Raw genomic sequence first — 22778 nt, 5'->3', positions numbered from 1 at the left:
GGTCGTTCCCTCAGTCGTCGCTCAGTCATCGATGGCCTCGATGCCGCGCTGCACGATGCGCGGGTCCGGCTGCCCGACGACGGCGGCGTCCTTGCCGTCGTAGTCGAAGCGGGAGAGGAAGTGCCGCATCGCGTTGACCCGGGCGCGCTTCTTGTCGTTGCTGCGGATGGTCGTCCACGGCGCCCACTCGGTGTCGGTACGCCGGATCATCGCCTCCTTGGCAGCCGTGTAGTCCTGCCACTTGTCCAGCGACTCGAGGTCGATGGGGGAGAGCTTCCACTGCCGCACCGGGTCGACCTGCCGGATGATGAAGCGGGTCCGCTGCTCGGACCGGCTCACGGAGAACCAGAACTTGGTGAGCGAGATGCCGCTGTCGACGAGCATCCGCTCGAAGAGCGGCGCCTGCGCCATGAACTGCTCGTAGTCCGGCTGCGACGCGAAGCCCATCACCCGCTCCACGCCGGCGCGGTTGTACCAGGACCGGTCGAAGAGGACCATCTCGCCGGCCGACGGCAGGTGCTTGACGTAGCGCTGGAAGTACCACTGGCTCTGCTCGCGGTCGCTGGGCTTGGTCAGCGCGACCGTCCGGGCGTAGCGCGGGTTGAGGTGCTCCATGAACCGCTTGATGGTGCCGCCCTTGCCGGCGGCGTCGCGGCCCTCGAAGAGGAGCACGTGCTTGCTGCCGGTGTCGGCCGCCCAGTTCTGGAACTTGAGCAGCTCGACCTGGAGCAGGTACTTCGACTCGTCGTACTCCTCGCGCGTCATGCGGTCGTCGTACGGATAGCCCTCCCGCCAGGTGTCCACGGCCCGGCCCTCGGCGTCGATGAGCACCGGGTCGTCGTCGTGGTCCTCGCCGATGGTGTGGCCCTCGATCTGGAGCCGGTCGATGTACTCCCGGACGTCGCGCAACATGGGGCGAAGGATAGGCGCGACCGCTGAACGCCGGGTGGCCGTCAGCGGGCCTGTTCATCTTGGTGTGGTCAACTTCCGGCGTGGCACGCACTCAGCTGGTCGGCACCAACGGCCGCATCGACTTCACCCTGGACGGGCTGACCTTCCGCCGCACCAAGTCCGAGGCGGAGGCGCGCGGCGTCCAGCGCCTCCACGACGTCGGCTGGGCCCAGATCGACGGAGCCTCCGTGGGCTCGACCAGCACCGGGAAGCCGCTCGTGCTCGTCCGGGTCGTCACCGCCCCGGCCGGCCTGGCCGGGAAGCACGACCCGCACGCGGTGAAGCTCAAGCGCAACATGGCCGACGAGGCCACCGAGTTCGTGGCGCTGGTCAACGACGAGATCGCCACCCGCCGGCGGTGGGACGCCGCCGCAGAGGCGTGACCGCTACCTAGCGTCGCCGGGTCAGGTAGACCGCGAGCACGATCACGACCAGGCCGAGCACGATCACCCACGTCTGCGCGTGGGTCAGTCCGAAGAGGAAGTGCCCGCCGCCCGGGGGCCGGCGGATGCTCGTCATCGGGTCGTCGGCGCGGGTCAGGCGGCTTCCTGCGCGAGGCCCGGCAGCAGGTGGTCGTGGGTGTCGCAGCCGTGCTCGCACTGTCCGTGCGTCGGCAGCCACAGCACGACCTCGTCGGGTCCGGCAGGGTCGGCGAGACCCTCGTAGGTCACGACCATCGAGCGCCGCCCACAGGCGGGACAACGGGTGACCTCGCAGCTCAGGTATTGGGCGTCCATGCGAGTGACATACCCCCACAGGTCGCCGCTGACACCTCAGCGCCATCTGGCTCCTGGCCGTTGCCGCGACATTGGCAGCGAGTTCACCGACAGTTCGCCGGACGTCGACAGCGTGAGCAGCGTTCGCGTGACCACCCCGTCTGCCGGCTCGGGCCCGCACCTGACTTCGTCGAGGAACTCTCTTGCGTTCGTCTCTTCGTGGCCTAGCCGCCACCCTGTGCACGTCCGTCGTCGCCGTCTCGCTCCCGCTCGTCGCTGTGCTCGCCGCGCCGGCCCCGGCCGGTGCGGCCGCTGCCCCGGGTGACATCAGGATCACCGAGTGGGCCTACAACGGGATCGAGTTCTTCGAGCTCACCAACGTCGGCCGTGGGGCCGAGGACCTGACGGGCTGGTCCTACTCCGACAACCACCGCACGGCGGCGCCGTCCGCCACGGCCCTGGACCTCTCGGCCTTCGGCCGGGTGGCGCCGGGCGAGTCGGTGATCGTGTCGGAGCTGCCGGCTCCCGCCTTCCGCGCCGCGTGGGGTCTCTCCGACGCGGTGAAGGTGATCGGCGGGAACTCCGTCAACCTGGGCGGCAGCGACGAGGTCAACGTGTACGACGAGGACGGGGTGCTGGTCGACCGACTGACGTACGGCGGCGCGACGGGCAGCCCCACCACCAGCGACTCCAGTGCGTGGGTCCCGCAGGCAGAGCTGGGAACCAACACTGCCAGCGCCTGGGTGAAGTCGACGGCGGCTGACGCCGAGGGCTCGTGGGAGAGCACGACCGCCGGATTCTTCGGCTCGCCGGGCACGAGCACCCTCGGCGGCTACGACGCCGCGCTGAACAACTCGCCCGACGGGCTGATGCGCATCACGGAGTGGGAGTACGACGGCTCGGAGTACTTCGAGCTGACCAACGTCGGCTCGGTGCCGCAGGACATGACCGGGTGGTCCTACTCCGACAGCACGCGCACGCCTGCACCTGCGACGGCTTCCCTGGACCTGTCCGGCTTCGGCACCGTCGCCGCGGGTGAGTCCGTGGTCGTCGCCGACGTCTCGGCTCCCGACTTCCGGACGGCCTGGGGCCTGGACGCCTCGGTGAAGGTGATCGGCGGCAACGGGGTCAACCTCGGCCGCAGCGACGAGATCAACATCTACGACGCCGACGACGCCCTGGTGGACCGGCTGACGTACAACGACGCCGGCACGGGCGACGTCAAGGGGCCGCGGAACAACGACTCGAGCGCGTGGGTGTCGGCCCCGGCGCTCGGTGCGAACCGCGCGAGCGGCTGGACGAAGTCGTCGCTGGGCGACGCCGAGGGCTCGTGGAAGCACGCGACCCTCGCCCTCTACGGTTCGCCCGGCGTCAGCAACTTCGGCACCCAGCAGTCGCCGCCGGAGCCGCCGGCCGAGACGATCAAGATCAACGAGGTCGAGTCCAACGGCGACGTCGTCGGCGACTGGGTCGAGCTCACCAACATCGGCGACTCCGCGGTCGACGTGTCGGGCTGGACCCTGGAGGACGCCGGGGACAACCCCGCCGTCACCATCCCGAACGGCACCACGATCGCGCCCGGCGCGTTCTACGCGATCTACACCGAGATCCCCGGACCCGGCTTCGGGCTGGGCGTGGACGACACCGTGACGCTCTACCGCGACACCACCGCCGTGGACTCCTACTCGTGGAGCGGCGGGCACGCGGCGACGACGTACGGTCGCTGCCCCGACGGCACCGGCGAGTTCAGGGTGACGACCGTCGCCACCCGCGGCGCCGCCAACGCGTGCAGCCCGATCCGGGTCAACGAGGTCGTGACGTCCGGCGCTCCCGACCAGGTCGAGATCGTCAACCTGTCCTCCTCGCCGGTCGACATCGCGGGCTGGGTGGTCAAGGACGGCACCGACGTCAGTCCGACCACGCTGCCCTCGCCGAGCGTCGTCCCGGCGAACGGCTACCTCGTCGTCCCGACCAGCGCCACCCTCGACGCGGCCGACTCGGTGCGCCTCTTCGACAACACCAGCGCGCTGATCGACTCGGCGACCTGGACCAGCGACCCGACCCCCAGCCTCGGTCGCTGCGCCGACGGCGTGGGCGCGTTCAAGGTGACGGAGGCCGCCACCGTCGGTGCGGCCAACCAGTGCCCCGGCGTCGTGACCGAGGCCTGGCCCGGGTCGCCGACCGTCACCGTGTCGGACGACGCGGCGACCTTCGCTCAGGACGCGAGCGGACTCGCCTTCGACCGGACCGAGGCCAACACCCTCTGGGTCGCCCAGAACAAGCTCGGCACGCTCTGGAAGATGACCAAGAGCGGCAGCACCTGGGTGCCGGCCTCCGGCTGGAGCAAGACCCCGAAGTACAACGACGGCTCGGGCGCTCCCGACAGCGAGGGCATCACGGTCGGCCCCGACGGAGCCGTCTACCTCGCCACCGAGCGCGACAACTCCAACAGCGGCGCGAGCAAGAACCGGGTGCTCCGGTACGACGCGAACGCGGCGACGGGCTCGACGGTGAACGCCACCGACGAGTGGGACATCAACCCGCTCCTGCCGACCCTCGGTGCGAACCTCGGGCTCGAGGGCATCACCTGGGTCCCCGACAGCTTCCTGGTCGCGGGCGGCTTCGTCGACGACAGCACCGACGCGGCGTACCAGCCCTCGCACTACCCCGCCCACGGCACCGGCCTGTACGTCGTCGCCGTCGAGGGCACCGGGCTGCTCTACGTCCTGGCGCTCGACCAGACCGCGGCCGTGCAGGAGACGGCCCACCTGGTCGCGACCGTCGACCCGCGGCTGCTGACGAACGCCGGGCCGGCGGGCGTCATGGACGTCTCCTACGACCCCGAGCTGGGTCGCCTCTGGGCGGTCTGCGACGACAGCTGCAACGGCACCACCGTGCAGATGAAGCTCGACGACGGCGTGTTCGTCGTCGACCACGCCTACGACCGCCCGGCCGGGATGCCGAACCTCAACAACGAGGGCTTCGCGCTCGCCCCGCAGTCCACCTGCGTGGCCGGCAAGAAGGAGGTCGTCTGGTCCGACGACGGCGACACGGACACCCACTCGCTGCGGTCGGGCACCTTCCCGTGCCACTCCCTGGCGTCGGCCTCCGGGACGCCCGGCTCGGTCGCCTACGGACAGCCCGCGTCGGTCCCGGTCCAGGTCACCGCCACCGGTGCCACCGCGACCGGCACGGTCTCCCTGCTCGACGGTGCCACGGTGCTCGGCTCGGCGGAGCTGACGGCCGGTGCGGCGTCGGTCTCGGTCCCGGCCAAGACGCTCGCCCCCGGGGCACGCTCCCTCGCGATCCGGTACGACGGCGACAGCAAGGTCGCACCCGCATCCGGCACCGTCGTCCTGACCGTCACCAAGTCGACGGGCTCGGTGACCGCTGACGACGCGTCGGCCGCCTTCGGGAAGGCCCTGTCGCTGCCGGTCCAGGTCGGCTCCAGCGCCAGTGGCGTCACGCCGACCGGGTCGGTGACGGTGTCCGCCGGCGCCAGCATCGTCGGCATCGGGACCCTGTCCGGGGGCGCGGCCACCGTCTCGGTCCCGGCGGGCGCGCTCGCCGTCGGCTCGCACAGCCTCACGGTGGCGTACGCCGGCGACAGCCTGGTCGGTCCCGCGTCGGACACGCTCGAGGTCACCGTCACCAAGGCCGCGGCGTCGGTCTCGGCCGGCGACGACTCGGTCGTCTACGGGAAGGCGGCCACCATCCCGGTCCAGGTCGGCACCGACGGCGCGACCCCGACCGGCACGGTCACGGTGAAGGCCGGCTCGACGGTCCTCGGCACCGCGACCCTGTCCGGGGGCGCGGCCGACGTGTCGGTCCCGGCGAGGGCGCTGGAGCCCGGCCGGACGACCGTGACCGTCGAGTACGCCGGCGACGACACCACGGCCGCCGGCTCCACCACGGCCACGCTGGCGGTGACCAGGGCGAAGAGCTCGCTCTCCAAGCCCACCGTCGCCCCGGCCAGGGTGGTCGTCAAGAAGACCCGTGCGGTCCTCACGGTCAGGGTCGGCGCCACCGGCGTCACCCCGACCGGCAAGGTCACCATCAGCGGTGGCGGCCTGCCCAGGCAGACGGTCACCCTCCGGGGCGGCAAGGCCGTCGTGAGGCTCCCGGCCTTCAGGACCGCGGGCGTCAAGACGCTGAGCGTGAGCTACGCCGGTGACGGCTTCGTCAGTGGCGACAGCGCGACGGTCCGGGTCAAGGTCGTGCCGAAGAAGTAGTCCCTAGGCCACTTTCGTGGCGTCCAGGTGGGCGAGCAGGTTCTTCGAGAACCGCTCGCCCATCTGGTCGATCACCCCGCCCATGGCTGCCCGGACCGCCCGGCCCGAGGCGCGGGGGAGCGGCAGGTCGAGCGTGATCTCCAGCGACGTCACCAGACGGGTGCCGCCCTCGACCTCGGACAGGGCGTACCAGCCCTCCACCCCGGACCGCTCGGACCCACCGTCCGGCGGGTCGTGGCGGAACTCGATGCGCTCGGGCTCGTCGAGCACCATCAGCTCGGTGAACGAGGGCGCCACCCCGACGCCCAGGACCTTCAGGCCGCTGAGCTCCCAGTGCCAGTGGTCGCCGTCCGCAGCGATGCGTCGTACGAACGGCGTGAGCTCGGCGACCAGCGCCGGGTCGACGAGCACGTCCCAGATCTCGGAGCGCGGGGCGCTGACGACGGCCTCGGCCTGCGTGGTCGCGGAGAAGCGAGTCATGTCCATCCACTACCCGTCGGCCGGCCCACCGATGCGGCGGACATGGGAAGAACCCCTGCCGGTCGTGCCGGTCAGGGGTTCTTGCTGGTGGGCGATACTGGGTTTGAACCAGTGACCTCTTCCGTGTCAAGGAAGCGCGCTACCGCTGCGCCAATCGCCCGGGTCTTGAATTGTTGAGAGGACTGCATGGAGGTGGGTACGGGATTTGAACCCGTGTACACGGATTTGCAGTCCGTTGCCTCGCCTCTCGGCCAACCCACCATAGAGGCCAAACCAGAGAGGGACCTCTCCGAGCGGACAACGAGACTCGAACTCGCGACCTCAACCTTGGCAAGGTTGCGCTCTACCAACTGAGCTATGTCCGCCTGCGCCTCGACCGGTCTCCCGGTCTGGGTGCGTGAGAACAGTAGCCCAAGCCCCAGACCATGCAAAATCGGGTCCACCCCGGCGCGTTGCACGCCGTTTGCGGGGTCTCCAGGCTCCTAGGGTTGCCGCATGCGTGCCTGGATCAACGGTGACCTCCTGCCCGATGCGAGTGCCCCGGCCGTCACCGTGGCGGACCACGGGCTGACGGTCGGGGACGGGGTGTTCGAGGCGATCAAGGTCGTCGGCGGGCTGCCCTTCGCCCTCGACCTGCACCTGGAGCGCCTGCACCGCTCGGCGGCGGGGCTGGGTCTCGAGGGAGTCGACGAGGCGGCCGTACGGCACGGGATCACGGCCGTGCTGGACGGCTTCGACCTGCCGCTGGGCCGGCTGCGGATCACCGTGACCGGCGGCCCGGCGCCGATGGGGTCGGGGCGTGGCGACGCTGCCCCGACCGTCGTCGTCGTGGCGGACGCGATGAAGGCGTGGCCCGCGACGACGGCGGTGGCCACCGTGCCGTGGCCACGCAACGAGCGCGGCGCCCTGGCCGGCCTCAAGACCACGTCGTACGCCGAGAACGTCGTCGCCCTGGCCGCCGCGCAGCGGCAGGGTGCGAGCGAGGCGATCTTCGCCAACCTCGCCGGTCACCTCTGCGAAGGCACCGGCTCCAACGTCTTCTACGTCGTCGACGGGGAGCTGCGGACTCCGACGCTGGCGAGCGGCTGCCTCGCGGGCGTGACCCGCGCGCTGATCCTGGAGTGGTACGGCGGCCGCGAGGTCGACGAGCCGATCGAGGTCGTCGAGCGGGCGAGCGAGGTGTTCCTGGCCTCCACGACCCGCGACGTGCAGGCCGTGTCGAGCTGGGACGGCCGGGACCTGCCGGCGCCGGGGCCGATCACCCGGGAGGCCGCCGCCACCTGGGCCGAGCGGGAGCCGGAGCTCCTAGGCCTCTGAGGTCAGCGACTGGACCAGCCGGTCGAGGTCGACCGACTCGGTCCCCTCCGGCACCACGGCGAGCGTGCGGCCGAGGAAGGCGCCCAGGTCGCGGGTGGCCAGCTGGGTGACCAGCCGGCCGTGCGGCGAGCAGAGCTCGAGCACGACGCAGGCGCGGCCGTACTCGTCGATGCTCGGGGAGAGCTGCACGTCGCCCTCGCCGGCGGGCTCGGTCATGCCCTGGAGCAGCAGGTCGCGCCCGATCAGCCAGCGCACGGTCTCGGTCGGCTTCCCGAAGACCACCTCGACGGCCCACGGGTCGGCGGGGTCGTAGCCGAGGACGGCGGGGAGGTCGATGCTGCGGCCCCGGGCATCGAGGCACTGGAGTGCGACGGGCTGGGAGAGGGTCCGCGAGGTCGGCTGCTGGTTCACGGAGAGGAGACGCGCGAGGACGAGAGTCGTGACGCACCCGGCGTCCCCCGAATTCTGGACCGGCGCGTCGGTAGGCTAGAGTCTGCGACCGCTACAGAGGGGCGATTGGCGCAGTGGTAGCGCGCTTCGTTCACACCGAAGAGGTCACTGGTTCGAACCCAGTATCGCCCACACAGATCGGGGCCACACGCGATGCGTGTGGCCCCGCTGTCATTTCAGGGCGAGCGTCAGGAAGCGGCTGTGCGGGTCGAGCACGTAGTCGCTGAACGGCCCGCAGTCGACGAACCCGTGGCGCAGGTAGAGCCGGTGCGCGGCTCCGAAGTACTCCTGGGTGCCGGTCTCGAGACTGAGCCGCTGGAGACCGCGGGCGCGGGCCTCGTCGACCACCCACCCGAGGACCGCGGCCGCCACGCCGCGTCCGCGGGCGGCGTACGTCGTGCGCATCGACTTCACCTCGCCGTGGTCGTCGGAGAGGACCTTGAGCGCACCGCAGCCGAGCAGCACGCCGTCCTCGCGCGCGGTCACGAAGGTGATCGCGGGGGAGACGAGAGCGTCGACGTCGAGCGCGTGGATGCTCTCCGGCGGTGAGGTCGCCCGCATGTCGGCGAGGTGCTCGGTCAGCAGCGCGACGACGTCGTCGCGACGCGGGTCGTCCGGACTCACCTCCACGGCGCGAGAGTAGACGTAGCCTGAGGCATGCGCCGTGCCACGTCTCTCGCCTCGGTCCTCACGATGGTTGTCGTCACGCTCGGAGCGGTCACCGCGCCCGCTCACGCCGCCGACCCGCTCACCGGCCGCCTCGTCGACGCCATGGGCTCCGGCCCCGTCGCGGGCCAGACGGTTCGCCTCCGCACGGTCACCGAGGGCGGCCCGGGTGTGGTCGTCGACACGGACGTCACCGACGCTGCAGGCACGTTCGCCCTCCACGCCGGACCGTCGCCCGACGACGAGTACTACGTGCAGGTCGCCCCCGGCCGCTTCCAGGGCGGCTTCGTCGGCGGCGCGCCGAAGTACGTCCAGCCCAGCGTCGGCTACGCCATGACGTACGGCGCGCACGCGGCCCTGGGCACCATCCGGGCCAACCCCGCGTTCATCCGCGGCGTCGTCGTCGACGCGAAGACGAAGAAGCCGCTGCGCGGCATCAAGGTGGCCGCCCGGAGCATGAACGACACCTGGCAGACCGAGGGCACCGACACCACCAACCGCGCCGGGGTCTTCAGCATCACCGGCCTGGAGTGCGAGGACGACTGCTACCTCAAGGTCAGCGGCGCGGCCAAGGGCTACGAGGTGGGCTACCGCGCCTGCAACGGCGCCGTCGTCGCGACCTGGGGCGATGCCTGCGCGTCGCCGATCGGCGCGATCGGGAAGGTCAGGCTCGAGAAGGACTGACCTGCCGATTCCGGCTCCGAGCCGGCCCCGGACGCCTAGCCTCTCGGCATGAAGATGCTCCCGCGACCGTCGTACGCCGTGGTCATCGGCGTGGCCCTCCTGATGTTTCTCACGACCACCGGCGGCGCCGTCGCCGGTGGCCTGATCACCGGCAAGAAGATCAAGGACGGCACGATCACCGGTGCCGACATCAAGAACAAGTCGGTGGGGGTCACCGACCTCGCGCCGGCCGCGCGGCCGGTGGCGGGTCCGGCTGGCCCGGCAGGGACACCGGGAGACGCGGGTCCGCGCGGCTTGTCGGCGTGGGACACCATCCCGAGCGGCACCACCGTGACCGGTGTCGTCATCTTCGACGGGTCGACGACCGGCGCTTCGACCGACGACGCCATCGTGCTGCAGATCCCGGGGCAGCTGCCCGTCGCGCTGGCGAACGCAACGATGGGCTTCGGCGCCTCGTCGGCCAACGTGAAGTCCGGCGACGTCGACCTGGACTGCACGGGCAACGCTGCCGCGCCGACAGCGCCTCCGGGCCAGTTCTGCGTCTACACGCCGTTGGGGGAGAACGTGAAGGACCTGGTGACGACGCAGACGCTCCTGCGGAACGCGGTGAGCATCCAGTGGACCCCCGCGACGACCACGGCAGGGGAAGACATGTGGTTCAGCGGCACCTGGGCGTACACCGCCCCCTGAGTCGGAACTGCTTCGCGATCAGGGCGGGACGGTCGATACGATCGAGCGTCCCGTTCCTCATCCCAAGGAGACATCGTGTCCGACCTCAAGATCGTCCTCGCCCACGCAGATGCGCGTGAGGACCGGTCGGTCACGACGGGCACCAAGGCCTGGGAGCTGTTCGCCGACGACACCGCGGTGATCGCGGCGCGGGTCAACGGTGCCCTCAAGGACCTCGCCTACGTGCTGGCCGACGGCGACGAGGTCGAGGGCGTCGCGATCGACAGCCCCGACGGACACGACATCCTGCGGCACTCGACCGCGCACGTGATGGCGCAGGCGGTGCAGCAGCTCTTCCCGGACGCCAAGCTCGGCATCGGCCCGCCGATCGAGAACGGCTTCTACTACGACTTCGACGTCGAGACCCCGTTCGTCCCCGAGGACCTCGCGAAGATCGAGACCGCGATGCGCAAGATCATCAAGGAGGGCCAGCGCTTCGAGCGCCGGGTCACCAGCGACGCCGACGCGATCAACGAGCTGCAGGACGAGCCCTACAAGATCGAGCTGATCGGGCTCAAGGGTGGCGCGGGCACCGACGGCACCGAGGGCGCCAGCGTCGAGGTCGGGGCCGGCGAGCTCACGATCTACGACAACGTCAACCGCAAGGGCGAGGTCGCGTGGAGCGACCTGTGCCGCGGCCCGCACCTGCCGACCACCAAGCGGATCCCGGCGTTCAAGCTGATGCGCTCGGCGGCGGCGTACTGGCGCGGCGACGAGAAGAACAAGCAGCTGCAGCGCATCTACGGCACCGCCTGGGAGTCCAAGGAGGCGCTCGAGGAGCACCTGCACCGGATCGAGGAGGCCGAGCGGCGCGACCACCGCAAGCTCGGCCGCGACCTCGACCTCTTCAGCTTCCCCGACGAGATCGGGTCCGGCCTGCCGGTCTTCCACCCCAAGGGCGGCGTGATCAAGCGCGAGATGGAGGACTACGTCCGCCGGCGGCACATCGAGGAGGGCTTCCAGTACGTCGGCACGCCCCACATCGCCAAGGAGGGGCTGTTCTACACCTCCGGGCACCTGCCCTACTACGGCGAGGGGATGTTCCCGGCGCTCGACGTCGACGGCATGGACTACCGCCTCAAGGCGATGAACTGCCCGATGCACAACCTGATCTTCCGGTCACGCCAGCGCTCCTACCGCGAGCTCCCGCTGCGGCTCTTCGAGTTCGGGTCGGTCTACCGCCACGAGAAGTCCGGCGTCATCCACGGCCTGACCCGGGTGCGCGGCTTCGCCCAGGACGACTCCCACTCCTACGTCACCAAGGAGCAGGCACCCGACGAGATCAGGCACCTGCTCGACTTCTGCCTCGGGCTCTTCCGCGACTTCGGCCTCGACGACTTCTACCTCGAGCTGTCCACGCGTGACGACTCCAAGCCGGACAAGTTCATCGGCTCCGACGAGGACTGGGAGATCGCGACCAAGGTGCTCGAGGACGTCTGCATCGAGTCGGGGCTCGAGCTGGTCCCGGACCCGGGCGGCGCGGCGTACTACGGGCCCAAGGTCTCCGTGCAGGCGCGCGACGCGATCGGTCGCACCTGGCAGATGTCGACGATCCAGTACGACTTCAACCAGCCCTCGACCGACCGGTTCAACCTCGAGTACGTCGCCTCCGACGGCACCCGCCAGCAGCCGGTGATGATCCACTCGGCGAAGTTCGGCTCGATCGAGCGGTTCATCGGCGTGCTGGTCGAGCACTACGCCGGCGCCTTCCCTCCGTGGCTCGCCCCCGTGCAGGTGCAGGCGATCCCGGTCGCCGACACCTTCGCCGACTACCTGTACGACGTCGCGAAGCAGATGCAGGCGCAGGGCCTGCGGGTCGAGGTCGACGACTCCGACGACCGGATGCAGAAGAAGATCCGCAACGCCCAGCTCCAGAAGGTGCCGTTCATGATGATCGCCGGGGCCGACGACGTCGCCGCGGGCGCGGTCTCCTTCCGCTACCGCGACGGGCGCCAGGACAACGGGGTGCCCATCGCCGAGGCGATCCAGCGGGTGCTCGACGCTGTCGCGTCCCGCGAGCAGGTCTGACCGCCACCGTGCTGCGGCGCGGCGCGGCCCTGGTAGCCGTCGCCGCGCTGCTCACGGCGTGCTCGGCCAGTGAAGGGTCGTCGGGTCCGCCCGAGGCGGCGCCGACGACGCCGCGCCCGACCGCCGTCGTGACGCCGACGGCCGACCCGCAGACCTCGCGCCTCCAGGCGCTCGCGCAGCTCGCCGAGCAGCAGGCGGCGGCGCTGCCCAGCGCGACGCCGACCCTGCCGACCCTCCCCGCCGACGGACCCGTGCTCGGCGCCGACATCAGCTGGCCCCAGTGCCCGAAGGGGATGGGCATCCCCGAGCGGCGGACCCTGGGCCTGCCGATGCCGCTTCCCCAGGCGCAGTACGTCGTCGTCGGGCTCACCAACGGCCCCGGCTTCACCGCCAACCCGTGCCTGGCCTCGCAGGTCGACTGGATCCGGCAGCGACACCTCCTCGCCGCGGCGTACGCCGTCGTCAGCCAGCCGGACGACGCCGCGGTGGCCGAGCACGGCGGCACCGGGCCCTTCGACGGGTCCACGGACGTCGGCGGGCTCGCCAACACCGGCTACCAGCAGGCGCTCGCGAACGTCGCCACCATGCGCGCCGCCGGGCTCGACAGCCCGATCATCTGGGTCGACGTGGAGCCGGTGCCCGACTTCGACTGGAGCGACGACGTCGAGGCCAACGGTGCCGTCGTGCAGGGAGCCGCGCGTGGCTACGCCGACGCCGGGTACGCCGTCGGGGTCTACTCCACGCCGTACCTCTGGAGCGAGGTGGTCGGCGACCTCGCCCTCGGGCTGCCCGAGTGGCGCGCCGCCGGCCAGAGCTCGCAGGCCGAGGCGCTGGCGCGCTGCGGCGACGACTGGCAGGTCCAGGGCGGGCCTGCGGTCCTCGGTCAGTGGGTCGCGGCCAACCGCGACCTGGACGTCACCTGTCCCGGGGTGAGCGACCTGTCGCAGTGGTTCCGCCAGTACTGACCACCTTCTCGTAGCGCCGGCAGGGCGAGACGTACGTCGTACCGTCGGCGACGACCTCGTAGGGGAGGTCGCTCGCGTCGTGCCAGCCGTGCTTCTCGTAGAAGGCGCGGGCCCGGGCGTTGCCGACCACCACGGCCAGCCACGCGGCGTCGTGGCCGGCCGCCGCGACCTGCTGCTCCGCAGCGGCCAGCAGGGGAGCGGCGATGCCGGAGCCGTGCCGTTCGGGGTCGACGAAGACCTGCTCGACCTCGTCGTCCGCGACCATCGTGAAGCCGGCGACCTCGCCGTCGACCTCGGCGACCGTGGTGTCGGCGACCCTGCTCGGGGTGCGGCTCCGGAACGCCTCCAGGGTCCGGGCGGCGGTGAGGCCCTCGGGCACGTGCCCCGGGTGCGCGGTGTGCCAGGCGCGGTGCCAGATGTCGGCGACGGCGCGCATGTCGTCGGGTCGTGCGGGACGGATCATGGCCTCACCCTAGGGTTGTGCCATGACCGATCCCGCGGGTGCCCAGCGCGACGGGTTCGAGGGCTTCGACCGCCTCTGGACCCCGCACCGGATGGCGTACGTCGCGCCGACGGAGCCCACCGGCGGTGGGTGCCCGTTCTGCGCGATGGGGGAACAGCCGCTCGAGGAGAGCCTGGTGATCCACCGTGGCGAGACCTGCTTCGCGGTCCTGAACCTGCACCCCTACAACCCGGGCCACCTGATGGTGCTGCCGCACCGGCACGTCGCCGAGCTCGAGGACCTCAGCACCGACGAGGTCACGGAGCTGATGACGACGACGCAGCGCGCCGTCCAGGTGCTGCGCGAGGTCAGCGGGCCGCACGCCTTCAACGTCGGCCTCAACCTCGGCGGCGTCGCGGGCGGGTCGCTCTCGCAGCACCTGCACCAGCACGTCGTGCCGCGCTGGTCGGGGGACGCCAACTTCATCACGGTGCTCGCGGGCACCAAGACGCTGCCGCAGCTGCTCTCCGACACCCGGACCCTGCTCGCCGAGGCGTGGCGATGACCGACGCCGACCTGGCGGCGCGCCTGGTCCGCGAGGCCGGCACGCTCGCCCTCCGGATGCGCGGCGACGGCATCGACGCCGACACGAAGGCGTCGATCTCCGACGTCGTCACCGCCGCGGACCACGCGGCCGAGCGCCTCGTCGTCGACACCCTCGCCGGCGAGCGCCCCGACGACGGCGTGCTGGGGGAGGAGGGTGCCTCCCGCGACGGCACCAGTGGCCGCACCTGGGTCATCGACCCGGTCGACGGCACCTACAACTTCGTCGCCGGTCTGGACTGGTGGTGCTCCGCGCTCGCCCTGACCGACGGCGACGACCTGCTCCTCGGCGCGGTCCACCACCCTGCGACCGGACGCACCTTCGTCGGCGGGCCGGACCTGGAGCCACGCGTGGACGGGGTGCCGCTGGCCCCCATCGTCGACCGACCGCTCGCCGAGTCCTGCCTGACGACCTACCTGCACCCACCGTTCTACGGCGACGAGGTCGGCGCCGCGTTCGGCCGGATGGCCAACGGAGCCGCCACGGTCCGGATGCTCGGCTCCGGCACGATGGACGCGATGGCGGTCGCCGAGGGCCGGCTGCACGTGCTGTGCCAGCACTCCGTGCCGCCCTGGGACGAGCTGCCGGGTGCCGCGATCATCCGCGGTGTCGGCGGCCACGTCGCCACGGTGCGCGCCGCAGGCAAGGACTGGCACGTCGCCGGGGTGCCCACGGCGGTCGCCGAGGTCGTGGCCCTGCTCAGCGGAGGCGCGCCGCCAGCACCGTGACGTCGTCGTGCAGGCGTTCGTCGGCCAGGGCCGCGACCTCGGCCACCAGCTCGGCGAGCGGGCGGTCGACCAGCTCGGCCGCCCGCCGGCGGAGGCGTTCGACGCCCTCGTCGATGTCGTGTCCCCGGGACTCGACGACGCCGTCGGTGATCAGCAGTGCGATGCAGCCCGGCTCGAGCGTCACCTGCTCGGAGGTACGTCGCAGCCGGGGCTGGACGCCCAGCGGCAGCCCCGAGCCCAGCGAGATCACGTCGGCCGTGCCGTCGGGCCGCACGAGCACCAGCGGCACGTGGCCCGCGCTGGAGAGCTCGAGAGTGCCCTCCACCGGGTCCACCAGCACGGCAGTCGCGGTGACGAACTGCTCGGGCGCGTCGCGGACCATCATCTCGTCGGCCGCCTCCAGCAGGGCCGCCGGCGACGGCTCGACGGTGAGCAGCCCGCGGATGCCGGCCCGGACGTGGATCATCGTCGTCGCGGCGCGGACGCCGCGGCCCATCACGTCGCCGACCACGAGGACCACGCCGCCGTTCGAGGTGCCGACAGCGTCGTACCAGTCCCCGCCCACGTGCTCGAGGTCGTCGCCGCCCGGGGCGTAGAACGCCGCGATCTCGAAGCGCTCCAACGTCGGCAGCGGGCTCGCCGCCAGGCTGAACTGGAGCTCCTCGGAGATCGCCGTCGTACGCCGGAAGAGCTCGGCGCGCTCGGCGGCGATGGCGTGCTGGGTGGTGAGCGTGTCGAGCAGCTGGGCGTTCTCCTGCGAGAGCGACCGGTCCACGTCGAGCTCGGGGCCATCGCCGATCAGCGCGCGCACCCGCTCGAGGCTGTCGGCCAGCACGGCCGAGACCTGGTCGGGAGTCAGCGCCTGCGAGAAGTCGGCAGTCACCTGCTGGAGCAGCAGGGCCCGCGCCGCGGCGTCCTCCTGCCGCTGCTCGAGCCGGATCCGGGCGGTGACGTCCTGGACGCAGCCGATGGTGCCGGCCGGGTTGCCCTCGGCGTCGACGAGGACCTTGCCGTGCGCCTCGATCCAGCGGGGCTTGCCGTCCGGGCGCACGATCCGGTTGCGCAGCACGTAGGTGGCGCGCTCCTCCATGGCCCGCTGGACGACGGCGATCGCCTCCTCGCGGTCGTCCGGGTGGATGCTGCCGACCCAGGCGTCCCAGGTGCCGTCGAAGCCGCCTGGCTGCAACCCGTAGATGTGGTGCATCTGGGCGTCCCACACGTTGGTGCCGTCGAGGAGGTTCCAGTGCCAGGTGCCGAGCTCGGCGGCCGCGTGGGCCAGCCGGAGCCGCAGCTCGCTGGCGGCCGCCTCCGCCTCCGTACGCCGGATCTCGGTCATGTCCTCCAGCACCGCGATCGCGCCGACGACACCGCCGTCGGTGTCCAGGATCGGGTTCACGGTGGCCGCGGCGACCCGGTCCTCGCCGTCCGCGCGGCCGACGACGACGTCGCCCTGCCAGCGGATGCCCTCGAGCACGTTCGGCAGGGCCGGCGCCTCGCCCGGCCCGAGCGCGACGACGTCGAGCACGTGGGTGCCGACCAGCTCCTCGGGGCTGCGGCCGAACAGCTCGCTCGCCGCGTCGTTGGCGAACGCGATGACGCCGAGCCCGTCGGTCGCGAGCACGGTGAGGCTCAGCGCGTGGAGCAGTCGCCGTTCGTCGGTCTCGCGCTCCACGGGGTCAGTATCCACAGCAACGGACGATCTGGCTGGGGAACGAGGCGTGTCCAGCCAGATCGTCCGTCGGGGTCCAGCTCAGCGCACGCCGTACAGGTACTCGAGCGCGAGCTGGTCGAGCTGCTCGAACGCCATGCCCCGCTGGGCGGCGGCGTCCGGGTCGAACGACTCCGCGCGCAGGTCGGCGACGGTCTCGCCGGCCGCCAGGCTCGGGACGGCGAGCTGGTCGACCCGCGCGTCCTTGAGCGCCTGCTGCACCTCGGGATCGGCCCGGAAGGCGCGCACCTTCTCCCGCAGGATCAGGTAGTTGCGCATGCAGCCCTCGGCCGAGGCCCAGACACCGTCCATGTCCTCGGTCCGCGGCGGCTTGTAGTCGAAGTGGCGGGGGCCCTCGTAGCCGCCGTTCTCGACGATGTCGACGGTCCAGAACGCGCCGCGCGCGTTGCCGGCGCCGAAGCGCAGGTCCTGGTCGTAGCGCGGGCCGGTCTGGCCGTTGAGGTCGATGTGGAAGAGCTTGCCGTGCCACAGCGCCTGCGCGAGGCCGTGGGCGTAGTTGAGCGACGCCATCTCCTCGTGGCCGGTCTCCGGGTTGAGGCCGACCAGCTCGGGGTGGTCGAGCTCGTTGATGAAGGCCAGCGCGTGCCCGATGGTCGGCAGCAGGATGTCGCCGCGGGGCTCGTTGGGCTTGGGCTCGATCGCGAACCGGATGTCGTAGCCCTGCTCGAGCACGTAGGCACCGAGCGTGTTGAACGCCTCGGCGTAGCGGTCCAGCGCGGTCTTCACGTCCTTGGCGGCGCCGGACTCGGCACCCTCGCGACCACCCCAGGCGACGAACAGCGTGGCGCCCAGCTCGGCGGCCAGGTCCACCTGGTCGGCTGCCTTGCGGATCGCGAACCGGCGTACGTCGCGGTCGTTGTTGGTGAAGCCGCCGTCGCGGAACACCGGGTGCGAGAAGAGGTTGGTCGTCACCATCGGGACGACCAGGCCGGTCTCCTCGAGCGCCTTGCGGAACGGCGCGAGGTGCTTCTCCTTCTCGGCGGGGGAGGCGTCGAAGGGGAAGACGTCGTTGTCGTGGAAGGTGACGCCGTACGCACCCAGGTCGCTCAGCCGGTGGATCGCCTCGGCCGGCGCGAGCTCGGGGCGCACGGCGCCGCCGAAGACGTCGACGCCCTGCCAGCCGACGGTCCACAGACCGAAGGAGAACTTGTCCTCACGAGTGGGGGCGTAGCTGTCGTTCGTGGATCCGGTCGTGGATGTGGTCATGGTGGTCAGGCCTCCAGCGCGATTTCGTTTGGTCATCCAACAAAGTCGAGATCAACAGCCCGTGGGTGCCCGAAAGCAGCCGGGTATGTTGCCGCCGACAACATACCCGGTGATCGTGGTCACAGGGCACCCCGATCTGGACCTCGCCGTCCGCCTCTCGCGCCCTCTGGAGGGTCGGAGGGGATGTCGACGTCGTGCCGACCGGGTTTCCGGGCCGTTCCGGACCAGTCCGCCAGATTACGATTCGGTCACGCTCAGGCGGGCGAACACTTGGTTTGAACGTGCAACAAAACGCGGGGTGGCCCGGTGCTTGCCGAGCCTGGGGTCGGTAAGTATGTTGTGCCGGACAACATAAGCCGTGACCGCGATCACATGACGTCGGTCCACGGTTGATCCGAACCATGGAGGTCGAGGAAATGGTCAGGAAGAACGGTGCGCGTCTCGCGTCCCTCGCGGCAGTGGGAGTGCTGGCATTCGGCGCCCTCGCAGCCTGCGGAAGCGACAGCGACGGCGGCAGCGATGGCGGGAGCGACGGCGGCAGCGGCGCCGCGGCGACCGGCAAGGTCGGGGTCATCCTCCCCGACTCGAAGACGTCGGTCCGCTGGGAGACCCAGGACCGCCCGAACCTCGAGGCCGCCTTCAAGGCTGCGGGTCTCGAGTCGACCATCCAGAACGCCGAGGGCTCGCCCGACACGTTCGGTCAGCTCTGCGACCAGATGATCACCGAGGGCGTCAACGTCCTCATCGAGACCGACCTTGACCCCGACTCGGGCAAGGCGTGCATCGACAAGGCCAAGAACGCCGGCATCGCGGTCATCGACTACGACCGGCTGACGCTGGGCGGCGGCGCGGACTACTACGTGTCGTTCGACAACGTCGTGGTCGGCCAGCTCCAGGGCCAGGGCCTGATCGACTGCCTGCAGGGCAAGGGCGTCAAGAGCGGCAACATCGCCTTCATCAACGGCGCGGCGACCGACAACAACGCCACGCTGTTCAAGCAGGGCTACGAGCAGGTCATCAAGGACGACGGCAGCTACAAGGTCGTCGGCGACCAGACCGGTGACTGGGACCCGGACACCGCGGGCAAGGTCTTCGACCAGTTCTACGCCGCTCACCCGGACCTCGTGGGTCTGGTCACCGCCAACGACGGCATGGCGGGCGGCGTCATCGCCCGTGAGAAGTCCGCTGGCGTCGAGGGCAAGATCCCGGTGACCGGCCAGGACGCCACCACCGAGGGCCTCGCCAACGTCCTGCAGGGCTACCAGTGCGGCACCGTGTTCAAGGACACCTCGCTCGAGGCGAAGGCTGCCGCTGACCTGGCCATCGCGATCATCAAGGGCGACGACCCGTCGTCGATCGCGACCGGCTCGGTCAACGACTCCGAGCTCGGCACCGACGTCCCGTCCGTGCTGGCCACCCCGGTGTGGGTCACGGCCGACTCCGTGCAGTCCGTCGTCGACGCCGGCCAGGCCGCCGCTGCCGACATCTGCAAGGGCATCGAGGACCTGTGCTCGAAGTACGGAGTCAGCTGACCGCCTAGCGGTTGCCTGACAGCTTCACAAGCGGGGGCCCGCCCATCTGGGCGGGCCCCCGGTTTCATCTTCAAGACCCAGAAGGGCAAGCAATGTCGAGTGAAGAGCCGCTGCTGGAGCTGCGCGGCGTTCAGAAGACCTTCGGCGCCGTGCACGTGCTGCGTGGCGTCGACCTGACGGTCCGACCCGGGCGCGTGACCGCGCTGGTCGGTGACAACGGAGCGGGCAAGAGCACCCTGATCAAGGGGATCGCCGGCATCCACCCGTTCGACGAGGGCGACTACACGTTCGAGGGCAAGTCCGTCCACGTGAAGAGCCCCCGCGACTCGAACGCGCTGGGCATCGAGGTCGTCTACCAGGACCTCGCGCTGTGCGACAACCTGGACGTCGTCCACAACATGTTCCTCGGCCGTGAGGTCACCAAGAACGGCATCGTGGACGAGGACACGATGGAGGGCCGGGCTCGCGAGACCCTCGACGGCCTCTCGGTCCGCACCCTGAAGTCGGTGCGCACGCGCGTCGCCAGCCTCTCGGGTGGACAGCGCCAGACCGTCGCGATCGCGCGCGCGGTCCTCTGGAACTCCAAGGTCGTCATCCTCGACGAGCCGACCGCGGCGCTGGGCGTCGCGCAGACCGAGCAGGTCCTCAAGCTGGTGCGTCGCCTGGCCGACCGTGGCCTCGGGGTCGTGCTCATCAGCCACAACCTCAACGACGTCTTCGAGGTCGCCGACGACATCGCTGTCCTCTACCTCGGCCAGATGGTCGCGCAGATCGACGTTGCCACGACCTCCCGGGACCGGATCGTCACGGCGATCACGACCGGCGAGCTGAACAAGGGGGACGCGGCATGAGCGCGACTACCGAAGAGATCCACGACGTCCAGCCCGACGACAGCGCCAGCACCTTGTGGCAGGACTACGTCGCCAAGATCCGTGGTGGCGACGTCGGGTCGCTGCCCGCGATCCTCGGGCTCGTCGCGCTCGTCGTCGCCTTCTCGATCCTGCGTCCGGAGACCTTCACCAAGGCCTTCAACTTCGGCAACCTGATCCAGCAGTCGGCCGGCGTCACGATCATCGCGATGGGGCTCGTCTTCGTGCTCCTGCTCGGCGAGATCGACCTCGCGGCCGGCTTCACCGCCGGCTGTTGCGCGGCGGTGACGTCCGTCCTGCTCACCGACCACAGCTGGCCGACCGCCCTGGCCATCGTGGCCGGGCTGCTCACGGGCACGGCGATCGGCACGTTCCACGGCCTGATCGTCTCCCGGCTCGGAATCCCGTCGTTCATCGTGACCCTGTCGACGTTCCTCGCGCTCCAGGGCGTCCTGCTGACGTTCATCGGCGAGAAGGGCTCGATCAACTCGGGCACCTTCATCGCGAAGCTCAACAGCGACACCCTCCCGATCTGGGTGGGATGGGCGATCGCGGTGGTGCTCGTCGTGGTCTACGCGGGGATGACGTTCGTGAAGAACCGGCGGCGTCGGAGCAACGGGCTCACGAGCGAGCCGGACCTCCTGTGGGCCCTGAAGGCGGGCAGTCTGGCCGTCGTGGTCTTCCTGGTCACCTTCTACCTCTCGATCGAGCGCAGCCCCAACGCGCACATCAAGTCGATCAAGGGTGTGCCGATCTCGCTCGTCATCATCCTCGGGCTCGCCCTCGTGCTCAGCATGCTGCTGAGCAAGACCAAGTGGGGCAGCCACGTGTACGCCGTCGGCGGCAACATGGAGGCGGCACGTCGTGCCGGCATCAACGTGAAGTTCGTCCAGCTGAGCTGCTTCATGATGTGCTCCACGGTCGCGGCGGTGGGCGGCATGATGCTCGCGAGCTACAGCGGCGGCGTGAACAACGTCTCCGGTGGTGGCCCGACGCTGCTGTACGCCGTCGGCGCGGCCGTCATCGGTGGCACCAGCCTCTTCGGAGGCAAGGGCCGCATCGTCGACGCCGTCATCGGCGGCACCGTCATCGCGGTGATCGCCAACGGCATGGGCCTGATGAACCAGCCCGACAGCCGGAAGTACATCGTCACCGGTCTGGTGCTGCTCGTCGCGGCCAGCGTCGACGCGATCAGCCGTCGGCGCGCCACCGCGTCCGGTCGCGCCTGACGAGGTCGGCCGGAGAGGAATGACCGTGCCCACCCCCACCGGCGTCGGCACCGAGGAGCTGCGGCGTGCGAACCTGCGCGCCATCCTCCAGACGGTGCACACGCACGGACCGACCACGCGAGCTGTGCTCACCAAGCAGCTCGGACTCAACCGGAGCACCATCGGTGCGCTCACCGGTGAGCTGCAGTCGCTCGGTCTCGTGACCGAGCAGACAGCGGTGGTGGGTGGGCGCGGTCGCCCGTCGCACCTGGTGGTGCCGCGGGAGGACAACGTGGTGGTCGCGGTCGACGTCGGTGTCGACCGGATCGCCGTCGCGCTGGTCGGTCTCGGGGGAGAGGTCCTGGACCGTCGTACCCGAGGCCACCAGCGCGGCGAGCACGACGTGGCCCACGTGGTCGAGTCGGTCGCCCAGATGATCGAGGAGACCCTCTCGGCCTCGCAGCACCGGCGCTGCCTCGGGATCGGCGCCGCCGTTCCCGGGGCGGTGCGGGCCAGCGACGGGCTGGTGCGCTTCGCGCCCAACCTGGGCTGGTACGACGAGCCCTTCACCGAGCTGCTCGCGACGCGGCTCGGCCGGCCGGTCTCGACGGCCAACGACGCGAACCTCGGGGTGCTCGCCGAGCACATCCGCGGCGCTGCCGTCGGCTACTCCGAGGTCGCCTACCTCAGCGCCAGCGTCGGTATCGGCGGCGGCTTCCTGGTGGGCGGTCGACCGCTCACCGGTGCCCGCGGCTACGCCGGCGAGGTCGGCCACATGCAGGTCGACAGCCAGGGGCCGGAGTGCCGCTGCGGTGCGATCGGCTGCTGGGAGATGAAGGTCGGCGAGAACGTCCTGCTGCAGAACGCCGGCCGGCTCACCGGCGGCGGGCCGCCGGCGGTGGCCGAGGTGATCGCCTCGGCGGAGGCCGGCGAGGCCCGGGCGGCGGCAGCGGTGGACGGCGTCGCCGAGTGGTGCGGCATCGGGATCCGCGCGATCGTCAACCTCTTCAACCCGGAGGTCGTCGTGCTCGGTGGCTGCCTGGCCCAGGTCTGGCGCGCGGCGGAGACCCGGGTCGTCGAGTCCTTCGAGAGCAGCAGCCTGATGTCGCCGCGTGCCGACACGGTCATCCGCTCGGCCCGGCTCGGCGACGACTCGCCGCTGATCGGGGCCGCGGAGCTCGCCTTCGAGCCCGTCCTCGACCGGCCGCAGGCGGTCCCGCAGGCGGTCTGAGCGCGGCGTAC

22 protein-coding genes and 4 tRNA genes are annotated in these 22778 nt (G+C 70.9%); 14 read left to right on the top strand and 12 right to left on the bottom strand.

Going from position 1 to position 22778, the window contains the following annotated elements; all coding sequences use genetic code 11:
* Positions 1–21 precede the first annotated feature (21 nt).
* Complete coding sequence (ppk2, locus tag ACFPYL_RS18085; RefSeq protein WP_379157410.1) at positions 22–912, bottom strand: polyphosphate kinase 2; 891 nt, start codon at positions 910–912, stop codon at positions 22–24.
* A gap of 80 nt (positions 913–992) precedes the next feature.
* On the opposite strand from ppk2, the gene ACFPYL_RS18080 reads away from it, so the two are divergent.
* Positions 993–1334 (top strand): hypothetical protein, encoded by a 342-nt coding sequence (locus ACFPYL_RS18080; protein WP_379157407.1) that lies wholly within the window; start codon positions 993–995, stop codon positions 1332–1334.
* 7 nt (positions 1335–1341) lie between these two features.
* Here the strand turns inward: ACFPYL_RS18080 and ACFPYL_RS18075 are convergent, their stop codons facing one another.
* Complete coding sequence (locus ACFPYL_RS18075; protein ID WP_379157404.1) at positions 1342–1470, bottom strand: hypothetical protein; 129 nt, start codon at positions 1468–1470, stop codon at positions 1342–1344.
* 17 nt (positions 1471–1487) lie between these two features.
* Positions 1488–1688, bottom strand: coding sequence for a hypothetical protein (locus ACFPYL_RS18070; RefSeq protein WP_156391271.1), 201 nt, complete (start codon positions 1686–1688; stop codon positions 1488–1490).
* A gap of 182 nt (positions 1689–1870) precedes the next feature.
* Between ACFPYL_RS18070 and ACFPYL_RS18065 the strand changes: the two genes are divergently transcribed.
* Entirely contained in the window at positions 1871–5899 is a 4029-nt protein-coding gene (locus ACFPYL_RS18065; protein ID WP_379157400.1) for a lamin tail domain-containing protein, read from the top strand.
* A 3-nt stretch (positions 5900–5902) separates the two neighbouring features.
* Here the strand turns inward: ACFPYL_RS18065 and ACFPYL_RS18060 are convergent, their stop codons facing one another.
* From ACFPYL_RS18060 to ACFPYL_RS18045, 4 genes are all read right to left on the bottom strand, one after another.
* Positions 5903–6379: an SRPBCC family protein gene (locus tag ACFPYL_RS18060; protein ID WP_379157397.1), complete on the bottom strand. Its 477-nt coding sequence runs from the start codon at positions 6377–6379 to the stop codon at positions 5903–5905.
* An 85-nt stretch (positions 6380–6464) separates the two neighbouring features.
* A tRNA-Val gene (locus ACFPYL_RS18055) sits at positions 6465–6539 on the bottom strand.
* A 27-nt stretch (positions 6540–6566) separates the two neighbouring features.
* Positions 6567–6640, bottom strand: a tRNA-Cys gene (locus tag ACFPYL_RS18050).
* A gap of 31 nt (positions 6641–6671) precedes the next feature.
* Positions 6672–6744 (bottom strand) — tRNA-Gly (locus ACFPYL_RS18045).
* A 130-nt stretch (positions 6745–6874) separates the two neighbouring features.
* Here ACFPYL_RS18045 and ACFPYL_RS18040 point away from each other — a divergent pair.
* Positions 6875–7696, top strand: coding sequence for an aminotransferase class IV (locus ACFPYL_RS18040; RefSeq protein ID WP_379157394.1), 822 nt, complete (start codon positions 6875–6877; stop codon positions 7694–7696).
* On the opposite strand, the gene ACFPYL_RS18035 is transcribed toward ACFPYL_RS18040, so the two are convergent.
* The gene (locus ACFPYL_RS18035) at positions 7685–8107 is read right to left on the bottom strand and encodes an SsgA family sporulation/cell division regulator (RefSeq protein WP_379157391.1); all 423 of its coding nucleotides are present in this window, start codon (positions 8105–8107) and stop codon (positions 7685–7687) included. The genes ACFPYL_RS18040 and ACFPYL_RS18035 overlap by 12 nt on opposite strands.
* Positions 8108–8206: 99 nt before the next feature.
* On the opposite strand from ACFPYL_RS18035, the gene ACFPYL_RS18030 reads away from it, so the two are divergent.
* Positions 8207–8278 (top strand) — tRNA-Val (locus ACFPYL_RS18030).
* A gap of 39 nt (positions 8279–8317) precedes the next feature.
* Here the strand turns inward: ACFPYL_RS18030 and ACFPYL_RS18025 are convergent.
* Positions 8318–8776 (bottom strand): GNAT family N-acetyltransferase, encoded by a 459-nt coding sequence (locus ACFPYL_RS18025; RefSeq protein ID WP_379157388.1) that lies wholly within the window; start codon positions 8774–8776, stop codon positions 8318–8320.
* 27 nt (positions 8777–8803) lie between these two features.
* Between ACFPYL_RS18025 and ACFPYL_RS18020 the strand changes: the two genes are divergently transcribed.
* From ACFPYL_RS18020 to ACFPYL_RS18005, 4 genes are all read left to right on the top strand, one after another.
* The gene (locus ACFPYL_RS18020; protein WP_379157383.1) at positions 8804–9496 is read left to right on the top strand and encodes a hypothetical protein; all 693 of its coding nucleotides are present in this window, start codon (positions 8804–8806) and stop codon (positions 9494–9496) included.
* A gap of 48 nt (positions 9497–9544) precedes the next feature.
* On the top strand, positions 9545–10186 hold the full coding sequence (locus tag ACFPYL_RS18015; protein ID WP_379157381.1) for a hypothetical protein: 642 nt from the start codon (positions 9545–9547) through the stop codon (positions 10184–10186).
* Between the two features lie 75 nt (positions 10187–10261).
* Positions 10262–12253, top strand: a complete 1992-nt coding sequence (gene thrS, locus ACFPYL_RS18010) for a threonine--tRNA ligase (RefSeq protein WP_379157378.1) — start codon at positions 10262–10264, stop codon at positions 12251–12253.
* 8 nt (positions 12254–12261) lie between these two features.
* Positions 12262–13218 (top strand): hypothetical protein, encoded by a 957-nt coding sequence (locus tag ACFPYL_RS18005; protein WP_379157375.1) that lies wholly within the window; start codon positions 12262–12264, stop codon positions 13216–13218.
* On the opposite strand, the gene ACFPYL_RS18000 is transcribed toward ACFPYL_RS18005, so the two are convergent.
* Positions 13169–13681 carry a GNAT family N-acetyltransferase gene (locus tag ACFPYL_RS18000; protein WP_379157372.1) on the bottom strand — a complete coding sequence of 171 codons (513 nt, stop codon included), beginning with the start codon at positions 13679–13681 and terminating at the stop codon, positions 13169–13171. The genes ACFPYL_RS18005 and ACFPYL_RS18000 overlap by 50 nt on opposite strands.
* A 22-nt stretch (positions 13682–13703) precedes the next feature.
* Here ACFPYL_RS18000 and ACFPYL_RS17995 point away from each other — a divergent pair, with 22 nt between their 5' ends.
* Both ACFPYL_RS17995 and ACFPYL_RS17990 read left to right on the top strand, forming a co-directional pair.
* On the top strand, positions 13704–14225 hold the full coding sequence (locus ACFPYL_RS17995; protein ID WP_379157370.1) for an HIT family protein: 522 nt from the start codon (positions 13704–13706) through the stop codon (positions 14223–14225).
* Positions 14222–14992: an inositol monophosphatase family protein gene (locus ACFPYL_RS17990; RefSeq protein ID WP_379157367.1), complete on the top strand. Its 771-nt coding sequence runs from the start codon at positions 14222–14224 to the stop codon at positions 14990–14992. Before ACFPYL_RS17995 ends, ACFPYL_RS17990 begins: the two co-directional genes overlap by 4 nt.
* Here the strand turns inward: ACFPYL_RS17990 and ACFPYL_RS17985 are convergent.
* Together ACFPYL_RS17985 and xylA are read right to left on the bottom strand one after the other, a co-directional pair.
* Complete coding sequence (locus ACFPYL_RS17985) at positions 14964–16664, bottom strand: SpoIIE family protein phosphatase (RefSeq protein WP_379157364.1); 1701 nt, start codon at positions 16662–16664, stop codon at positions 14964–14966. The two genes, ACFPYL_RS17990 and ACFPYL_RS17985, sit on opposite strands and share 29 nt — an antisense overlap.
* A gap of 78 nt (positions 16665–16742) precedes the next feature.
* The gene (gene xylA, locus ACFPYL_RS17980) at positions 16743–17927 is read right to left on the bottom strand and encodes a xylose isomerase (RefSeq protein ID WP_379157361.1); all 1185 of its coding nucleotides are present in this window, start codon (positions 17925–17927) and stop codon (positions 16743–16745) included.
* A gap of 458 nt (positions 17928–18385) precedes the next feature.
* Between xylA and ACFPYL_RS17975 the strand changes: the two genes are divergently transcribed.
* The 4 genes from ACFPYL_RS17975 to ACFPYL_RS17960 all read left to right on the top strand — a co-directional run bounded on the left by ACFPYL_RS17975 (position 18386) and on the right by ACFPYL_RS17960 (position 22767).
* Complete coding sequence (locus ACFPYL_RS17975; protein WP_379157358.1) at positions 18386–19459, top strand: sugar ABC transporter substrate-binding protein; 1074 nt, start codon at positions 18386–18388, stop codon at positions 19457–19459.
* Between the two features lie 92 nt (positions 19460–19551).
* Complete coding sequence (locus tag ACFPYL_RS17970; protein ID WP_379157355.1) at positions 19552–20310, top strand: ATP-binding cassette domain-containing protein; 759 nt, start codon at positions 19552–19554, stop codon at positions 20308–20310.
* Entirely contained in the window at positions 20307–21557 is a 1251-nt protein-coding gene (locus ACFPYL_RS17965; RefSeq protein WP_379157352.1) for a sugar ABC transporter permease, read from the top strand. Before ACFPYL_RS17970 ends, ACFPYL_RS17965 begins: the two co-directional genes overlap by 4 nt.
* A 25-nt stretch (positions 21558–21582) precedes the next feature.
* Positions 21583–22767, top strand: coding sequence for an ROK family protein (locus tag ACFPYL_RS17960; protein WP_379157350.1), 1185 nt, complete (start codon positions 21583–21585; stop codon positions 22765–22767).
* The last annotated feature ends 11 nt before the right edge of the window (positions 22768–22778 follow it).

The sequence above is a fragment of the Nocardioides hankookensis genome (genome assembly GCF_042658885.1).
Classification (GTDB): domain Bacteria; phylum Actinomycetota; class Actinomycetes; order Propionibacteriales; family Nocardioidaceae; genus Nocardioides; species Nocardioides hankookensis.
The sequence above is the reverse complement of the archived record's forward strand: the minus strand, read 5'-3'. Positions and strand labels throughout refer to the sequence as shown.